The sequence below is a fragment of the Clostridiales bacterium genome, assembly GCA_015243575.1.
Classification (GTDB): domain Bacteria; phylum Bacillota; class Clostridia; order Peptostreptococcales; family Anaerovoracaceae; genus Anoxybacterium; species Anoxybacterium hadale.
Genome location: CP042469.1, coordinates 3,137,926 through 3,154,627, shown reverse-complemented (window position 1 = coordinate 3,154,627; position 16,702 = coordinate 3,137,926). Strand labels below are relative to the sequence as shown.

At 51.2% G+C, this 16,702-nt stretch carries 10 protein-coding genes and 1 riboswitch; of the genes, 7 read left to right on the top strand and 3 right to left on the bottom strand.

The features are described 5' to 3' along the window. Nucleotides 1–35: 35 nt before the first annotated feature. Nucleotides 36–7,472 carry a LysM peptidoglycan-binding domain-containing protein gene (locus tag FRZ06_14065; protein ID QOX64387.1) on the top strand — a complete coding sequence of 2,479 codons (7,437 nt, stop codon included), beginning with the start codon at nucleotides 36–38 and terminating at the stop codon, nucleotides 7,470–7,472. 14 nt (nucleotides 7,473–7,486) lie between these two features. Next, nucleotides 7,487–7,575, top strand: a riboswitch (cyclic di-GMP riboswitch). A 63-nt stretch (nucleotides 7,576–7,638) separates the two neighbouring features. Here FRZ06_14065 and FRZ06_14060 read toward each other — a convergent pair. Genes FRZ06_14060 through FRZ06_14050 form a run of 3 tightly spaced genes read right to left on the bottom strand, consistent with a single transcriptional unit; the run spans nucleotide 7,639 to nucleotide 9,951 of the window. After that, nucleotides 7,639–8,910, bottom strand: a complete 1,272-nt coding sequence (locus FRZ06_14060) for a GHKL domain-containing protein (protein QOX64386.1) — start codon at nucleotides 8,908–8,910, stop codon at nucleotides 7,639–7,641. 1 nt (nucleotide 8,911) lies between these two features. After that, the gene (locus FRZ06_14055) at nucleotides 8,912–9,640 is read right to left on the bottom strand and encodes a response regulator transcription factor (protein QOX64385.1); all 729 of its coding nucleotides are present in this window, start codon (nucleotides 9,638–9,640) and stop codon (nucleotides 8,912–8,914) included. 20 nt (nucleotides 9,641–9,660) lie between these two features. Continuing rightward, nucleotides 9,661–9,951, bottom strand: a complete 291-nt coding sequence (locus tag FRZ06_14050) for a helix-turn-helix transcriptional regulator (protein QOX64384.1) — start codon at nucleotides 9,949–9,951, stop codon at nucleotides 9,661–9,663. A gap of 313 nt (nucleotides 9,952–10,264) precedes the next feature. On the opposite strand from FRZ06_14050, the gene FRZ06_14045 reads away from it, so the two are divergent. The 6 genes from FRZ06_14045 (at nucleotide 10,265) to FRZ06_14020 (ending at nucleotide 16,695) form a co-directional block, all read left to right on the top strand. Further along, a complete protein-coding gene (locus FRZ06_14045) occupies nucleotides 10,265–12,250 on the top strand; it encodes a hypothetical protein (GenBank protein QOX64383.1) in 1,986 nt (661 codons plus the stop codon). A 158-nt stretch (nucleotides 12,251–12,408) separates the two neighbouring features. Beyond that, nucleotides 12,409–12,813 (top strand): hypothetical protein, encoded by a 405-nt coding sequence (locus FRZ06_14040; GenBank protein ID QOX64382.1) that lies wholly within the window; start codon nucleotides 12,409–12,411, stop codon nucleotides 12,811–12,813. A 52-nt stretch (nucleotides 12,814–12,865) separates the two neighbouring features. Next, nucleotides 12,866–13,429, top strand: coding sequence for a hypothetical protein (locus tag FRZ06_14035; protein QOX64381.1), 564 nt, complete (start codon nucleotides 12,866–12,868; stop codon nucleotides 13,427–13,429). A gap of 84 nt (nucleotides 13,430–13,513) precedes the next feature. Then, nucleotides 13,514–14,068, top strand: a complete 555-nt coding sequence (locus FRZ06_14030) for a LemA family protein (GenBank protein QOX64380.1) — start codon at nucleotides 13,514–13,516, stop codon at nucleotides 14,066–14,068. Between the two features lie 8 nt (nucleotides 14,069–14,076). Continuing rightward, nucleotides 14,077–15,762 (top strand): DUF2207 domain-containing protein, encoded by a 1,686-nt coding sequence (locus FRZ06_14025; GenBank protein QOX64379.1) that lies wholly within the window; start codon nucleotides 14,077–14,079, stop codon nucleotides 15,760–15,762. A gap of 24 nt (nucleotides 15,763–15,786) precedes the next feature. Next, nucleotides 15,787–16,695 (top strand): DUF4428 domain-containing protein, encoded by a 909-nt coding sequence (locus tag FRZ06_14020; GenBank protein ID QOX65942.1) that lies wholly within the window; start codon nucleotides 15,787–15,789, stop codon nucleotides 16,693–16,695. The last annotated feature ends 7 nt before the right edge of the window (nucleotides 16,696–16,702 follow it).

Genomic DNA, 16,702 nt, shown 5'->3' with positions numbered 1-16,702 from the left:
AATTCAAGTGCATATGTAGAACGCTTTGAATTTTCATGAAGCAGATAAGCGATTCTGCTCTTTGCTGGACACGGTTTTTTAGGATAAGAAATGGAGGAAATGGTATGAGCAAAAGGAAACCAATTCAAAAGCTCATAGCTATGATGCTATCCGTTATCATGGTTGTGGGTATGACGCCTGTCTCAGCGTTGGCTGAATCAGGCACACTCCCCGTTGGCGCAAGCGGTGAGATTATCGTGTTTGGGGCGCTGGACGCCGACATTGTGGCGCAAAGCGTGCCGCTGGGCACATCCGAATCAAAGTTGAAACTGCCCGATACCCTGACGGCAACGTTAGCGCTTGCGGCTTTGGAGGAAGAACCGGTGCTGGATTCCGGAGAAGCTGATACGAAACCGGACAGTGCTGATGCGGTAAGTGGGTCAGCGATTGACGTTGAAGAAACAGAGGAAGCCGAAATCGGCGACAGCGAGGGAGATGAAATCGCATCCCCCTCCGACACGGAAATAACCAAGGACAGCTTTGAAACCGAACCCACGGAGAAAACCGTGGACAGTGCGAAGGAAATCACCGTCCCCATGCCTGTCACATGGAATTCATCACCGGAATACGACGGTGAAGCAGCGGGTACATATATTTTCACTCCCGATCTGCCGGAGGGACTTACCCTTGCCAGCGGCGTGGAAGTCCCAGCAATCACCGTGACCGTTGGCGCGGTTGCCATTATAGGCACAGTTACGGCTTTTGACGAGTTGTGCGATAATGTTCGCTGGCAAAACACCAGCGCACCGGAATTCCCGGAAACCGTAAGCGGTACGGTCGAGGACGAAACGGCGGACATCCCGGTGACTTGGGAGGCAGACCACGACTATGATGCGGAATCCCCGGATAAGGGCTTGTATGTGTTCACCGCTGTCTTGGGTGATGGCTATCGCGCTGCAGACGATGTGGAATATCCGCGCATCACGGTGTATATCCCGCAGTCAGCCGGCAGAATGATGGCGCGCATGGCAGACAGTCCGCTGGAAATTACCACGGCAGCGCAGCTTGCGGAAATTGCCACGCTGGTGAATGCGCGAGAAAATGGGCTGGAGTTGTTTTTGTTCAACAATGCGGGCGCAAGGGTCAGTCTGAAGCTGATGAACGACATTGACCTCTCGGCTTACACAAAAGGCGAGGGCTGGGTGCCTATCGGAACTGAAACCACCCAATTTAAGGGCAGCTTCGACGGCGGCGGCAAAACAATTACCAACCTGACCATCGACCGCACCGACAGTGAGGATCAGGGGCTGTTCGGGGTTATCGGCGCAGGCGGCACAGTGAAAAACCTCGGCGTGGTGAATACCGAGATTGAAGGCGGCGACTATGTAGGCGGCGTGGCGGGGACTGTTTACGGCGGCGCCAGTGTGCAATACTGCTACAGCACCGGCTCGGTTAGCGGTATAGACAGTGTCGGCGGTGTGGCGGGGTATGTTAAGGGCAGTGTAGAAAACTGCTACAGCACCGGCTCGGTCAGCGGCATAGGCAGTGTCGGCGGCGTGGTTGGCTCTGCTGTCGGCGGCAGCACGGTAGAAAACTGCTACAGCACCGGCGCGGTCAGCGGCACAGGCGACTTTGTCAGCGGCGTGGCGGGGACTGTTTACGGCATTGTGAAAAACTGCGCGGCACTGAACCCCTCGGTAAGCGGCACAGGCGGTTTGGGGCGCGTGGCGGGATATGTGGACGGCGGCCCCCTCTCCGGCAACATCGCCTTTTCCGGCATGAAGGTGACGAAGAACGGCAGCGCTAAATCCCTTGTTGAGGGCACGGATCAGGAGGACGGTGAGCCTAAAACCGCCGCCGCCATCAGTGCCGCAGGCTTCTTTGAAGCCCTGTTTGGCAATGACACGGCGTGGACATATGAAAAAGGCAAGCTGCCCGGCTTTGGCGCGGCGGTAGATATGCCCCTGCATCTGTTGGACGACACAAGCCCCTTTTCGGGCGGCGACGGTTTGAGCTCCGATACCGCCTACCAAATTACCACCCCCACCCAGCTTGCCAAGCTGGCAGAGCTTGTAAACGCGGGGAACGCAAGCTATAACGCCGCACACTATAAGCTGATGAACGATCTCGATCTTTCTGCCTATGGTAAAGATTATGACGACGGCAAGGGTTGGACGTCCATTGGCAACACATACACACAACCATTCAAGGGTGTTTTTGATGGTAACGGTAAAACCATTACAGAGCTGTATATCAACCAAAGCGGGCAATCTCATGTTGGATTGTTTGGAAGCATTAGCCGCGGCACGGCAAAGAATCTAGCACTGCAAAATGTAAGCATCAAAGGCCGTCAAAGCGTCGGGGGTGTGACAGGATCTGTGTATGAGGGGGGCATGGTGCAAGGCTGTTTCGTAAGCGGCATTATGAGCGGTGCAGACTATATCGGTGGTGTGGTGGGATTTGTTTACGGTTCCACCGCGCAAAACTGCTACAGCGCGGTAAGCCTGACAAGCACGAGCTCAAATGGGAGCGGCGGCGTAATCGGGAGAATCAACTTTGGCACGGTAAAAAACTGTTATAGCATCGGCAGCGTCGACGGCGTCGACGATAATGGCGGTATTGGTGGTGTGGTGGGAGTTGTTTACTCTTCCACCTTGCAAAACTGCGCCGCGCTTAATCCATCAGTTTCCGGTACCTCTAGCAGTGTGCATCGCGTGGCAAAACTTTTTGACGGCAGTACTCTTTCGGGCAACATCGCCTTTATCGGTATGACGGTCAATGGAAGCACGGTATCCGACGGCACGCTTACAGATCATAACGGCGCTCCCAAAACCGCAGAAGACATCAATGCGGCGAGCTTTTGGACGACGGCAAGCGGCTTCACAGCAGATTGGAATACCACCGTATGGGAAATAGCACCCGGCAAGTTGCCCATCCTCAAAGGCATCGCAGGGCAGAATGCCTCTATGCCGGAGCACTTGCTTCCGGCGGGCGCAAGCGTCTTTGAGGGCGCGGGTACCAGCGAGGGCGATCCCTACCTCATCAAAACCGCCGCGGACCTTGCCAAACTGGCCCAACTGGTGAATGAGGGAACCTCACCTTATGCGGATCCAGGAAGGTATTACAGGCTGGAAAAAGACCTTGACCTTTCCAGCTATGCAAGTGGGGAGGGCTGGATGCCCATTGGCGCCTCTGCAAAGCAATTCAAGGGCATCTTTGATGGCAACAACAAAACCATTACCGGGCTGACTATCAACCGTCCGGCGGCTGATAACATCGGTTTATTCGGCTATCTCTACATCGATAGCAAGGTGCAGAATATCAGAATCATCGACGCAAGCGTCATCGGAAAAGCCCGTGTCGGCGGCGTAGCCGGATATGCATGGGGTGCGACAGTAGAGAACTGTGCCGTTGTCGGCAGCATCTCCGGAGCGGATAATGTCGGAGGAACAGTAGGGCGCATCTCCAGCGGTACGGTGCAAAACTGCTACAGTACCGGTAGTGTAACCGGCAGCGGTGACTATGTTGGCGGAATAATGGGGTATCTCGAACACAATGCTACTACGGTGCGGCGATGCTATAGCGGCAGCAGCGTTTCCGGAAGGTTCAATGTCGGCGGCATTGTGGGAGAAGTTGGGGTAGCTACTGTGCAAGATTGCTATAGCACCGGCAATATCAAAGGCGTTCTCTATGTCGGTGGCGTTGCGGGAGAGGTTAGCAGCGGCAGCGTGCAAAATTGCTATAGTACCGGCAGCGTTCTGGGAACGGATTCGGAGGGGTATATCGGAGGCGTGGCAGGTGTTCTCAGCAGCGGCACCGTGAAGAATTGTGTGGCGCTGAACCCTTCCATCAACGCAGGCGCATACAATTTCGGGCGCGTGGTGGGCAAAAACACTTCCGGCTCTCTCTTAAACAACTATGCGTTCAGCCGTATTCCCGGCACATGGGCAAATAAGGGTCTAAGTGCAAAGGACGGCGCGGACATGACCTCACAGACCCTCTTTGGCGGCGACTTCTGGGCAAACCCCACCTATTGGGCGGATGCCGCGTGGGACGGGGATATCTGGCAGTTTACGGAAAACAAGCTGCCGACCCTAAAGGGCGTCGGTGGCCCGCAGCATGGAGACGGCGGGCTGTATCTGACAGCGCGGGATATCCAGTATGCCACGGTGGGAGCAACAGACGGCCTCACTTACAACGGCAGTAAGCAAATCCCAACCCTGACCGTCACCTTTGACGGCGAAACGCTGACCAAGAACACGGATTATACTGTTGCGGTAGCAGACGAGAGCGCAAGCGACGGCACAAACGCCGGAACGGTGACGCTCACCATCACCGGCATCGGCAGCTTTTACGGTACAAGAAACATAACCTACACCATTGCAAAAAAAACGATCACCATCATGCCCTACCCCGGTCAGAGCAAAAAACATGGCGAGATTGACCCAATATTGACCTTTGCAAATGGCGCTGGCTTGACTCCGGGGGCTTTCACTGGCAAGCTCAGTCGTGCAGCAGGGGAAAACGTGGGGACCTATGCCATTTCCCTCGGCAATTTAAGTGCGGGTGGAAACTACGAGCTTTCCCTTGCTCCGGTCACGGTCAATTTTACTATTGAACAGGCTAAGGTGTCAGAGATCACCACGACTGTGGACAACGCAAACAAAACCGCCTATGAAATGCGCACCGCCACAACTGCACAGGCTGTTGTGGATGCGGCAGGTCTGCCTTCAAGTGTGAACGTCAGCACCGATGGCGGTACGGCAGTGCTGCCAATTACATGGTCGACTGTCTCTGCCTACAATGCCAAGACTGCTATATATGTGGTGGTCGGTACGCTCACAGGCAACAGCAATATTGAGCCCAACGGCGTGACTGCGAGTCTAACTGTTACCGTTACGCCGGTCACGGCAGTGACCCCCACCTTCAGCGACACGTTGGTGGTCATAAGCAGCGACAGCTCCGCTACAGCCGCTGAATTAGGAAGCGCCATCCTACCTGCAAGCGGTTCCATCATGGTAGAAGGCCAAAGCGTTGCCTATACTGTCGATTGGAACGGCGGCGAAGCGCTGGATAGAACGGCTGTAGGCACCGAGCAGACCTTTACAGGCACCATCAGCTACATAACGCCACCTGCTTGGCTGACCCTGCCGGACAGCTCCACCGTCAGCCGCAAGGTATCTGTTACGGCAAAACAAGCCGTTATCATTGGCGGCATCACGACCGCCAATAAGGCCTATGACGGCGCATCCTATGCGCCCAGTGGCACAGCGACCGTTACAGGCGGCTCTGTTCCGGTGAATCAACTGGAATGGCTGTATGAATCCACGGATAGCGCAGGCTACAGAAACAGCACCGCGCCCACAAACGCAGGCGCATATAAGTTGACCATTTCTGTGCCGGAGAGTAACCCCGATTATGCAGGTAGCGAGATATTCAACTTTACCATCGCAAAACGGGAAATCACCCTTGTTACCGATAATAAGACGGTCACTAAGGGCGGCAGCCTGCCGGAGCTTACCTATACTGTAGGCAATCTAGCTCCCGGGGAAACCAAGGCGGATGCTTTAAGCACCCAACCTGTCCTGGCTTGCCCGACCTTTGACGGCAATACGGTGGGCAGCTATCCCATTACACTCACAGGCGGCACGGCAACGGGTAATTACACCATTACAACTCGCACGAACGGTACCCTTACCGTTGCGGAGCAGACCTATACTGTCACCTTTAACTTGAACGGTGGCAGCCGCACAGGAGGGGGCGAGCTGTCACAGACCATCGCGGAGGGCGGAGCGGCAACGGCTCCTACTGTCTACCGCAGTGGCTATACCCTTACCGGCTGGGATAAATCCTTTGATAACGTGACCGCTGATCTGACGGTTACGGCAAGCTGGAGCTATAACGGTGGTGGCGGTGGAGGAAGCTCCTCAGACAGCAGTCCCATCATCATAACTCCTCCAGCAGCCGACAAGCCCAATTCTCCTACACAAGGGGAAATCAAGGTTCCCGGCACAGTAGATAAGAAGGGTAACATTACCGTAAACATCACTGACAAAACTGTGACCGATGCCTTTAACAAGGCATTGGCCGAGGCCAAGAAAAACGGCACGGAGCAAAACGGAATCACGGTGGTTCTCCGTGTGGACACCGGCAACAACACCGACTCCAATGTTACGGTCAATCTGCCAAAGGCCGTGCAGGATACCATCATTGCGAAGAAAATCGTGAGCATCATCATTGTGGTAGACAATCCCGACATCAGAGTCGGCATAGATTTGGCGGCTGTGCAGGAAATAAACAAGCAAGCAAAGTCGGATGTGAATATCACCGCCACCCGCATGGATAGCGGCAAGTTGATCGGAGATGCGAAAAAAGCCATTGGCAACCGCCCGGTATTCGACCTCAAGGTAAACTACGGCAATGGCAAGGCGGTCAGCAGCTTCGGCGCAGGCAGCGTATCGGTAACCATTCCATATACCCTCGGTGCAAATGAAAAGGCTGGAAATGTGCAGGCTGTGTATGTGGACAGCAAGGGCAAGGTGCATTGGCTGGTAAACTCGGTCTATGACAGTGTGGAACAGGTACTGCGTTTCAGCACTAATCATTTTTCCACTTACGGCATCGGCTATAAGCAGACCAATACCGCATTTAAGGACATTGCAGGTCATTGGGCAAAGGGAGATATTGAGTTTGTGGCAAGCCGTGGATTGTTCAGCGGAACTTCTGAAACCAAGTTCAGCCCGAACACCGCCATGACAAGAGGAATGTTCGTCACGGCGCTGGGGAGGCTTGCAAACGCCGATGTGAGCGGCTACGCAAAGAGCAGCTTCAGTGATGTGAAGGGTGATGCCTACTATATGGGCTATATTGAGTGGGCAAGCAAAAACAGCATAGTAAGCGGGATTGGAAATGGAAAGTTTGCCCCGGATCAGTCCATCACCCGTGAGCAGATGGCGGTCATTATGAGCAACTATGCCAAAGCTATTGGCTATACCTTGCCGAAAGTCCATGTGGAAAACACTTTTGCCGATAACAGCAAGATTAGTACTTACGCCAAGGAAGCCGTGAAGCAGATGCAGATGGCAGGGGTCATCAGCGGCAAAAATGGCAATCTCTTTGATCCGCAGGGTACAGCCACAAGAGCCGAGGTGTCTGCTGTGCTGCGCCGCTTTGTGGAGCTGGCGATTTCCAGTGACACGGCGCAGGGCTGGACAATGAACGATTCCGGCAAATGGATGTACTTCAAGGATGGCAAGCCCCTCACCGGCAAGCAGGACATCGATGGAGCGACCTATACCTTTGACCAGTACGGTGTGACAGCGGACGTGCCGAAAAATCTGCGGTACACCACCTACACCGTACAAAAGGGCGACAGCTTCTGGAGCATATCCCGTAAGCTGAACTGCACTATGGCTGAGCTGGAACGGCTGAACAACAAGAGCCGCTTCGCCCTCATCCACCCCGGCGATGTACTTCGAGTGCCGGAGAAGTAAAAATAACAAATCAATAAAGCTATGGGCAAACCCGGTTAAAGTCGGGGACGCAAAGCTGAGGATCTAAGGTGTCTTAGGGCGCTATGATAGTCTGGCTGCAAAAACCGAGCAGAGCCTGCCCTTTTTTACGAGGGCAGGCTCTGTGTTTATTATATGAAATATTTTCTTATGCAGTTGCCTGAAATACAAACCAGCCATCCTTAACCGAAAACTGAAATACACCGCCATGCTTTTCCACGATATGGGCTATGCTTTTTGTGCCGAAGCCATGTCCCTGTTCTTTTGATACAGGAAGCCCTTGCCTGAATACTGGCTCTGCCTGATAGCTATTGTGTAGATCAATGCACAACTTATTATTTTTGGAATACATACGCAGCCGGATGATGCGTTTGTTGCGGTCAGGTATCTGTTCACAGGCATGGATAGCATTTTCCAAAGCGTTTGACAAGAGCGAGCAAAGCTCAGTATCGCTAAAGGGAAGCAAATCAGGCAGTTTTGCATCCACCGTCAGCATGATTTCCGCTTGTTTCGCTTTCGTAGCGAAAGCGGACAAAATCAGGTTGACGGTTTCGTTTTCACAAAAGCGTGTGGGCGTGATGGCATCCATGTCGGACTGGGCAGTTCGTAGGTACTCTTTAATCCCCTCGATGTGTTCCTTGGAGGCCAGTCCCTGTAAAAGCGCAAAATGATGGCGCATATCATGCCGATAGGATGCGGCGTTCTGCTGTAACTGCCGCAGAGAAGCAAACTCTGTCTGCGCCAATCTAAACTGTGCATCCAGCATATCCTTTTCTCTTTGAAGGCTTGCCTGTTTTTGTGTCTCAGCGTAGTAAAGGATAACAAACACAAAATAGAAAACAGAGATTGTTGAGGGCATGAACTGTACCGCCCATTCGGTGCCGCTGTAAAGCACATTGGTGTAGATAGCGGTCGTGTAGTCGAACAAATAGTAAAAAAGCGGCACCCCGCCTAAAAATAAGCAGGATTTAGTGGACACCTCCATAAGATGCCGGACGGAAGCCGCCACATACTTTTTCAGGAAATAGTAGAACAGAAATATCGCCCCAACATAAAAAACGTGATCCGCAAGTCTGCTGTCTAAAGCGGCGCCTGCAATGAAACCAAACCAGCGCGGAGCCTGACAACATAAGTATCCTGAAAGCACGCTGACGACGGATATAAGCCACGGCCGTTTGTAGTACAGCGAGAATATCAGGATCAGCGGCAGATGGATAATCAGCGGATACAGCTTTGATGTCAAATCCAAGCCCCAAAGCCAGTAGCTGGCGGTCTGAACAAAAAGAAAAATGACACAGAGCAGGCCGGTAGTGAACCTGTTTTTCTTTGTGGATTCTATTCCTGCAAAGAGAACGGACACCGTGATGCCAAAGACCAGAGAAACCCCAAATCGCAAGAGTCCTATCACTATTACTTCCATTTTAAGCTCCCCCCTCCATTTGATAATTCAGATATTGCTGCTTCATCTCCTTTGCCTTGCCTTGTGCAACAGGAACAGAGGAAAGGGTCTGTAAGGTGATCTGATGGTTTTCAATGGTATCCACATACTGCATATTCACAAGATAGGAGCGGTGGGGCTTCATAAAATACCCATATTTCAGCAGGCTGTCGCAGACAGCGGAAAAAGGCTCCATACATTCGACCACCTTGCCGGAGCGCAGATGATAGAGGACGTTTCTGCCGATGACCTCGACAAAGACCAAATTGGAGATCAGTATTTTTTGAATCCCCTCGTTGCTCTTTACGATGACCGCATCCTCTTCCTCTTTCGCTTTGATCTGCTCCAGCACCTCATCAAGGGTGAAGAACAGCTTCTCCTTTGAAATTGGCTTGAGTACATAGTTGATGGCTTTCACCGAATAGCTTTCCAAAGCAAACTCAGGTGATGAGGTGAAGAATAAAATCGGTGCGGTTTTGTCAAAGGTGCGAATTTCCTTTGCCGCATCAATGCCGGTAAAGCCCGGCATCATAATATCCAGACAGTATATATCAAACCTCTTTCCTTTTTCCAAGGCCGAAATCAATTCAAAGCCGTTTGAAAAGGCGGCGTGTTCGCAGTTTAGATGTCTTGATGTTCGGTACAGGTCTATAAGCTGTACCATATTGGACAGCTCGTCAATATTGTCATCACAGACTGCAATTTGCAGCATAAGCATCCCTCCATGTTCTATTAGACTTCTTCAGAAACTCTCGCAGGCTTTTCCTCCTGCAAATCGGGTGGTTGCCGATTACCGGGTTCAGATTTTATAACGGAATTTTCATCAGGAACATACTCCATGATGTCGCCGAAATCGCAGCCCAAAACGCCGCAAATCCGAACCAAAATATCGACATATATGTTTTCATCTTTTGATATTTTCAGAAGCGAGCCGCTGCTGATGCCCGCCGCCTTGCATAGCTCGCCTTTTCTTATTTTTCTGTCGATCATCAGTTTGAATAATTTGTTATAACTGACACCCATAACACGCCTCACGTCCCTCTAAAAGTCGAAAATCGTTTATACAAGTAACAGATTACAGTATATCATCAAATCATGGCAAAAACAAGATGAAATTCGTGCGTACTCGTTGATTTTCGTGTGATATTGTGTTGCTTCACATCTAAAAGCAAAAAAGACAGGAGCCTACTTTCCTCCAAAATCATGTTTCATGTCGAAAAAATCATGTTTCATGCAGCGGACGGTTTTGCAGAGAGATTTCTGATAGATTGAACGTGGAGAAAGAAATGTTATTTCGTTCAATCAAAAAGGAGGAAAAACTATGAAAAAGCAATTTATGGGCATACTGCTCACTCTGTGTATGGCGCTGACCATGCTGCCGACAATGGCGTTTGCGGCGGAAGCTGTGACCATACTGTCATACCCCGCAAAAACTGAATATACGGTTGGCGAGGGATTTGATCGAACCGGGATTAAAGCTACGGCTATTGTAGGCGGCGAAAAAAAGGACATCTCTAGCGAAATCAGTTTCAGAAACTCCGGCAATGTGACGCTCAATCAAGGTACGGTATTTGCGTACATCGCAGGAAAGCAGGAGATTACCTTGCGGTGGACTGCTCCGGGTGAAAAAACAAGCCAAATCGTGGGAAAATATACCGTCACCGCCACCGGCACATATGTTCCTCCCGCGCAGGCTGCACCTACGCCAAATGATACTACTTATAAACTGTATGATGCGATAGACAACGGTTGGTACAGCATCCGTCTGGGCCCCATTGGCGGTGGCGGTGGCGGTCTGATGTACGCCGGTGGGAACGACACTTTTATCAATATCGACTCCGTAGGCAAGGCATTCTTACGCACAGGAGGAAGGGCCACGAAATTTTATGTTGAGAAAAAGCGCGTTGTAGACCGTGACTGGACTGAGATAACCATAAAAATGGCGGATGGGCGCTATTTGGGAATTGCGGGCGAAATAGATAACAGAGCGATGTATAAAGTCGGGACGAACCCGGTCTACCGTGCAAAGCCGGATGGCGACATTGTCGGGGAGTTTCCATCAGGCACCATTCTGGAAGTTACCGAGATCAAGGGCGACTGGGCGAAGGTGAAGCATGAAGGCCGAGAGTATTATATGTGGGTGGCCAGACTGACAAAAGTGAATACGGGCGGCACGCGGGTAGCGGCTGTAAGTAACCCTTATCTATGGCAGATATCCTTCGGCAACAATGTTGCTATGCGCCCCTCCGAGGATCCTAAAATGATGGTCCGTCCTGCGGAAAAAGGATATCCAGACGGAGCGGGGGTTGTCCTGTCCGAATACATAGCCAACTATACCGATATAACTTTTGAGGACTGGAGCATACCCATCAGCAATGCTGAAATGGCGGGGTTCTTCTGGGATGCGTTCAGTATTTTAGGATACCATTACCCTGCAGAAGGTCCGAAAGATTTGCATGAGAGGTTGCGCAAAGAAGGGGGGCAAGCTGAGGAATTCAGGGGCAGTATTGTGCTTTGTTACGCTTGGGGTGTCTTTACTGATAAAAATATGAATTGGAGTGCGAATCCCACCTACGGGGAGTTTACCTCTTACTTAATTAAGCTCATGGACTATAACAAAAGCAGGAACAGTCCCAGATTTTCCGCTTTCACCAATGACACCATCAAGAGCTTTGCCATCAGCGGCGACACAAGTGCAAACGCCAAAATAACATGGGAGCAGGCAGCGGCTCTCCAATACAAAACCATCCATTGGGCGGCAGCAGAACATTTGAGGTTAGGTGAATGGAGTGGCCTTTTGGATAGGGTGGAATCGCACATTTCGGCCGTGCCGAAGAACCTAACGTCCTCTGGGAGAGCATCCGGACAGACACCCGCTCCGGCGCCGACACCCACCAACACCGTTACGGCAACGCCCACCAACACCAAGTTTATGTTAAACGGTGAGGAAGTCGCGCTGCCCGCTTACAGCATCGGTGGCAACAACTACGTCAAGCTGCGGGATGTGGGCGCGTTGCTGAAAACACGCTTTGATGTGCGCTGGGAGGACGGCAAGGCAAAGCTGTATAACCATGCGGCGTACACCAAGACAAGCGGCGAGCTTGCCGCAATCGGCAAAGACAGTAAAAGTGCGACACTCAGCACCACAGACTTTGTATGGGGCGACACCGGCGCGGCGGTGACGGGGCTGACCGCCTATACCATCGGCGGCAACAACTATATCAAGCTGCGGGACATCGCAAAGCTGTTTGACTTCGATGTGGACTGGCGTGACGGCAAGGCGTGGATCGAGCCTGATGTGTCGCCATACACCGAGGACTAATCGTGCCGCCCCACGGTACAAACTAACCCCCAAAATCATGTTTCATGTCGAAAAAATCATGTTTCATGCAGCGGACGGTTTTCTGTGGCAGGTTTTTGATAGAGTGAGCGCATGGGACTTTGCCCTATACAACCCAACAGAAAACGGAGGATTTAGAAATGAAAAAGTTACTGGTACTTATCATGGCACTTGCCATGACGCTGAGCCTTGCAGCCTGCGGAGGAAGCGATTCTGCTCCCGCAACGTCTCCTTCCACACCCGCACAAGTCGAGAATACGGAATTTACAGCAGAGCAGCAAGCCCTTGCACAGGATTTTATGAGTATGGCAGAGGAATTTGATGCAATTGCTGACAAGGTAAATGCAAGCCCTGAGCTTTTGGAAAATGAAGAGCTTGTCACTGCTATGAATGACCTTTCCAGTGAAATTATCAAGGCAGACGAATACTTTGCCAGCCCTGAAACACTCACACCGGAAGTTATGGGTGCCCTGACGGTAGCCATTGAGGTAGGCCGTTCCTTCATTGCTGAAGCCGGTGCCGCTTTAGACGAAGTCAGCCAGTGATAGTCCCTGAACACCGCAAAAGCAAAAGCAAAAGAAAATGGAGGAATTTATAATGAAAAAATTATTGATACTTATGATGGCACTTGCCATGACACTGAGCCTTGCAGCCTGCGGAGGAAGCGATTCCGCACCAACTTCCACGCCTGACACATCGGCGCCTGCCGCGTCGGACATCACACTTGTCAACAAGGTAGCAAATTACACCGCTCTGCTCGTTCCCAGCGATTTTGGCGAATTTAGCGATAAAGACGGCTACGCTGTGGCTGAAGGCCCCGATGCCAGCATTGTCGTAACACCTACATTCCCATCGGATACATGGATTGAGGATGTCACCGAGGACTATATGCTTGAATCACTGGGAGATACCTATTCCAACATCAAGGTGCTTGCCTTTGATAATCCTGCTAACATTGGGGGAGTGGATTCCTTATCCTTCCTCTGCACAGGAGACAGCAATAACAGCGGCAAAAACGTAACCACTTGCCAAATTATTTTATACTTCGCAATTGATGGTCAGAATTGCGAGCAGCATATTGCTTTTACTTACACCACAGGGGCAAATTCCTCCCTTGAGGCAAATCTGGCCGATATACTTCCGAGTATCACATTGGAGTAATCACGCATACCGGCAACAAAATGGGCAGACGGACAAAATCGTAGTCTGTCTGCCCATTAAAAAATAAAAAAAGGAGACTTTATTATGCTGCCAACTTTCATCACAATCGCCGTAATTATTGCGGCCGTTGTTCTATGGATCATCTCCACCCAGCGCAGACTGGTGGTGCTGGATGAGAATATCAGCAATGCCATGAGCCAGATCGGGGTGCAGCTTTCCAGCCGCTTTGATGCGCTGACGGCCCTTTTGGATTTGACCAAGGGCTATGCCAAGCACGAAAGCGAAACGCTGATTGAAACTATCAAATCAAGAAGAAGCGTCATCACAGCGAAATCCACGCCGGATGATGTGATGCGTCAGGAAGGGGTTATTTCAGAAGCCCTTGGCAGGATTGCCATGGTAACGGAGCAGTATCCTGACCTGAAAGCCAATCAAAATTACATCAAAACCATGGACGCGGTGCAGACCTTTGAAAACATGGTGCGCACCAGCCGCCTGATTTACAACGACAGCGTGACCAAATTAAACCGTGAAATCCGAATGTTCCCGGTCTCTGCCATTGCCGGGATGCTGGGCTTTGGGCAAAGAGAATATCTTGTGGAGCAGGCTGACAAGGCGGATATGCCCAGCATGAAATGAGGTGCCCGATGCGCAAAAAAGTAAGCGGACTGATTCTATGCTTTGCCTTATTATTTTCCCTTCCTTTATCGGCTTTTGCGGCAAATCAGGTCAATACCATGGATATTCAGGCTGTCATTTACGAGGACGGTTCCATGTACGTTACACAGGTATGGGAGGGAGATTTTAACGAGGGCACAGAAAGCTATATTCCCATGAACGCGCCTGATTATCTGACCATCAGCCAGCTTACGGTCTCCGACCAAAACGGTGCTTATGAAACCGTACCGGAGTGGAATATTGATTGGAGCTTTGAAGAAAAGGCGAAAAAATGCGGCATCCATCATACCGACAGCGGATATGAAATCTGCTTCGGCATCAGTAATTACGGACAAAACCGTTATGCCATTGAATATAAGCTGGATAACGTGATAGGTGCTTATAGCGACAGGGACGGGTTCAATTTCCGATTTGTAAATGATGGAATGAACACCACCCCCACCGATGTGAAGGTGGAAATCCGGCTGGCGGACGGTATGCCCATCACTGATGAAATTGCCGACATATGGGGGTTTGGCTATGACGGACAGGTGGAATTTTCAGACGGCGCCATTCTCGCCTACACGGAAAGTTCGATCTATTCCGAAAACTATGTGACGGTACTGTTTTCACTGGATAAGGGAATCCTGTCCCCCTCACGGCAGGAACCGGGCAGCTTTGAGGAAGTAAAAGAAACTGCCTTTTCAGGCAGTGATTACAATGATACCGGTGAAGAAGTATCCACATTTGAAGCGATTGTCACGATGCTTTTGTCCATCGGACTTCCCATTGGGCTGATAATTTGGTTTTTCAGAATGAAAAAGAAACGTGCGGAGAAAAAAAGGCAACGATTTACAGAGCGGTTCGGGTATTTCAGGGACATTCCCAACGACGGCAATCTGAGTGCCACCTATGCGCTGGGACGGCTGTTTGATGTGTGTGAGGACGGTGCGATTCTTTCCACAGGAATGCTGCGGCTGATTCAGCTTGGTTGCCTGTCTCCCGTGGAAACGCAGCAGATCGGTTTGATGGGCAAAACCAAAGAAACAGTGAGCCTGCGGCTGGTGGGCAGCAATCATAGCAGTATGAACGAATATGACGAGTACCTTTATACGGTGCTCGAAAGCGCGGCCGGTCCGGATTCCACTTTGCAGGCAAAGGAACTGGAACACTTTGCAAGTCAAAACGACAAACTGCTGCGCGCCTACATACAGAAATGCGAAAACGCAGGCAGAACTTGGCTGAATCAAAAAATCTGCCTGAAACGGTGGGATATGCCCGCAAAGCTGACGGATCTGACGCCAACTGGTAAACAGGAGCTGGGCGAGCTGATGGGGCTGAAACGGTATCTGACGGATTTTTCACTCATTGCCGAGCGCGGCGTCAAGGAAATGCCGATTTGGAGGGAACTGCTGACCTATGCCATGCTGTTTGGTATCGCCGATCAGGTGGCGGAGCAGATGAAAGAGCTGTACCCCCAAATTTCTGTCGAGCTGACCGATTACAGCGGGAGCATGGCGGCCGCCTATTCCTACCACTACTTGCTTTACAGCAATATGAAGCAAGCCGAACAGCGGCGTGAGCAGGAAAAACGCAGCGGCGGAAGCGGCGGATTTGCTTCCCTTGGCGGGGGCGGCGGCTCTATTGGCGGTGGATCAGGCGGCGGAACAAGATAATGAGAACAAATGGAGGAAATGATGATGGGTCTATTTTCTAAAAAACCCCCTTGCCCCATCTGTGGCGGCAAGATTCCACTGATTCTGCCATCGAAAATTGAGGGCGAATATATTTGTAACGACTGTTATAACAAGATTGATATGGATGCCGACAAGGAAAGCAATCTGACAATGCAGGGATTTCGGGGATATCTGGCATTCTACAATCAAAACCAAATACTGAAAGACCGGTTCGTGGTTTCTGAGCGGATTGATTTCGGCCTTTGGGATACCAAAATCATCTTTGATTACCAGAACAAGCTGTTCTGTATGAGCAAAAACCCGGATAAAACCGTGTTTGAAGGCAGCCAGTTGAAATCCTTTACCATCCGGGAGGACAGCACCCCTCTGTTTGAGGGTTCAGCGGCAGGCATACGCCGTTATACCAGCACCGTAACAGAGCGGGCTATGGCGATGGCGCCGCAAATCGCACAGATTGCAGCGAACAAGCGGATGGCACGAACCCTTGATAGGCTGGACGACGGCAAGGTAAATAACTCCGCACCGGTGCAATATTTTGATATTCCTGAACCCTTTCAGGCGTTTCATGTGGAGCTGCATTTCGACCACCCCTACTGGACGGTGCTCAAATGTGATATGGACGGCCCACGGTTTAATAACACCCTCCCGGATGTGAACAACTACCTCCGCTCCTACCAGCAAAGCATAGAAGAAATTGAAAAGCTGGTGGCTGCACTTAGGACGGTGGCCTTCCCCGGCATGGCCGAGCAGTCTGTTGGCCCCGGTATGATGGGAATGGGGACGTTACATACCAACATGGCTCCGCCTACCGACGCCATCGAAGAAATCAAAAAATATAAGACACTCATGGAAGATGGCGTGATTTCACAGCAGGAGTTTGAGGCAAAGAAAAAGCAGCTCCTTGGGATTTGAAGAAAAT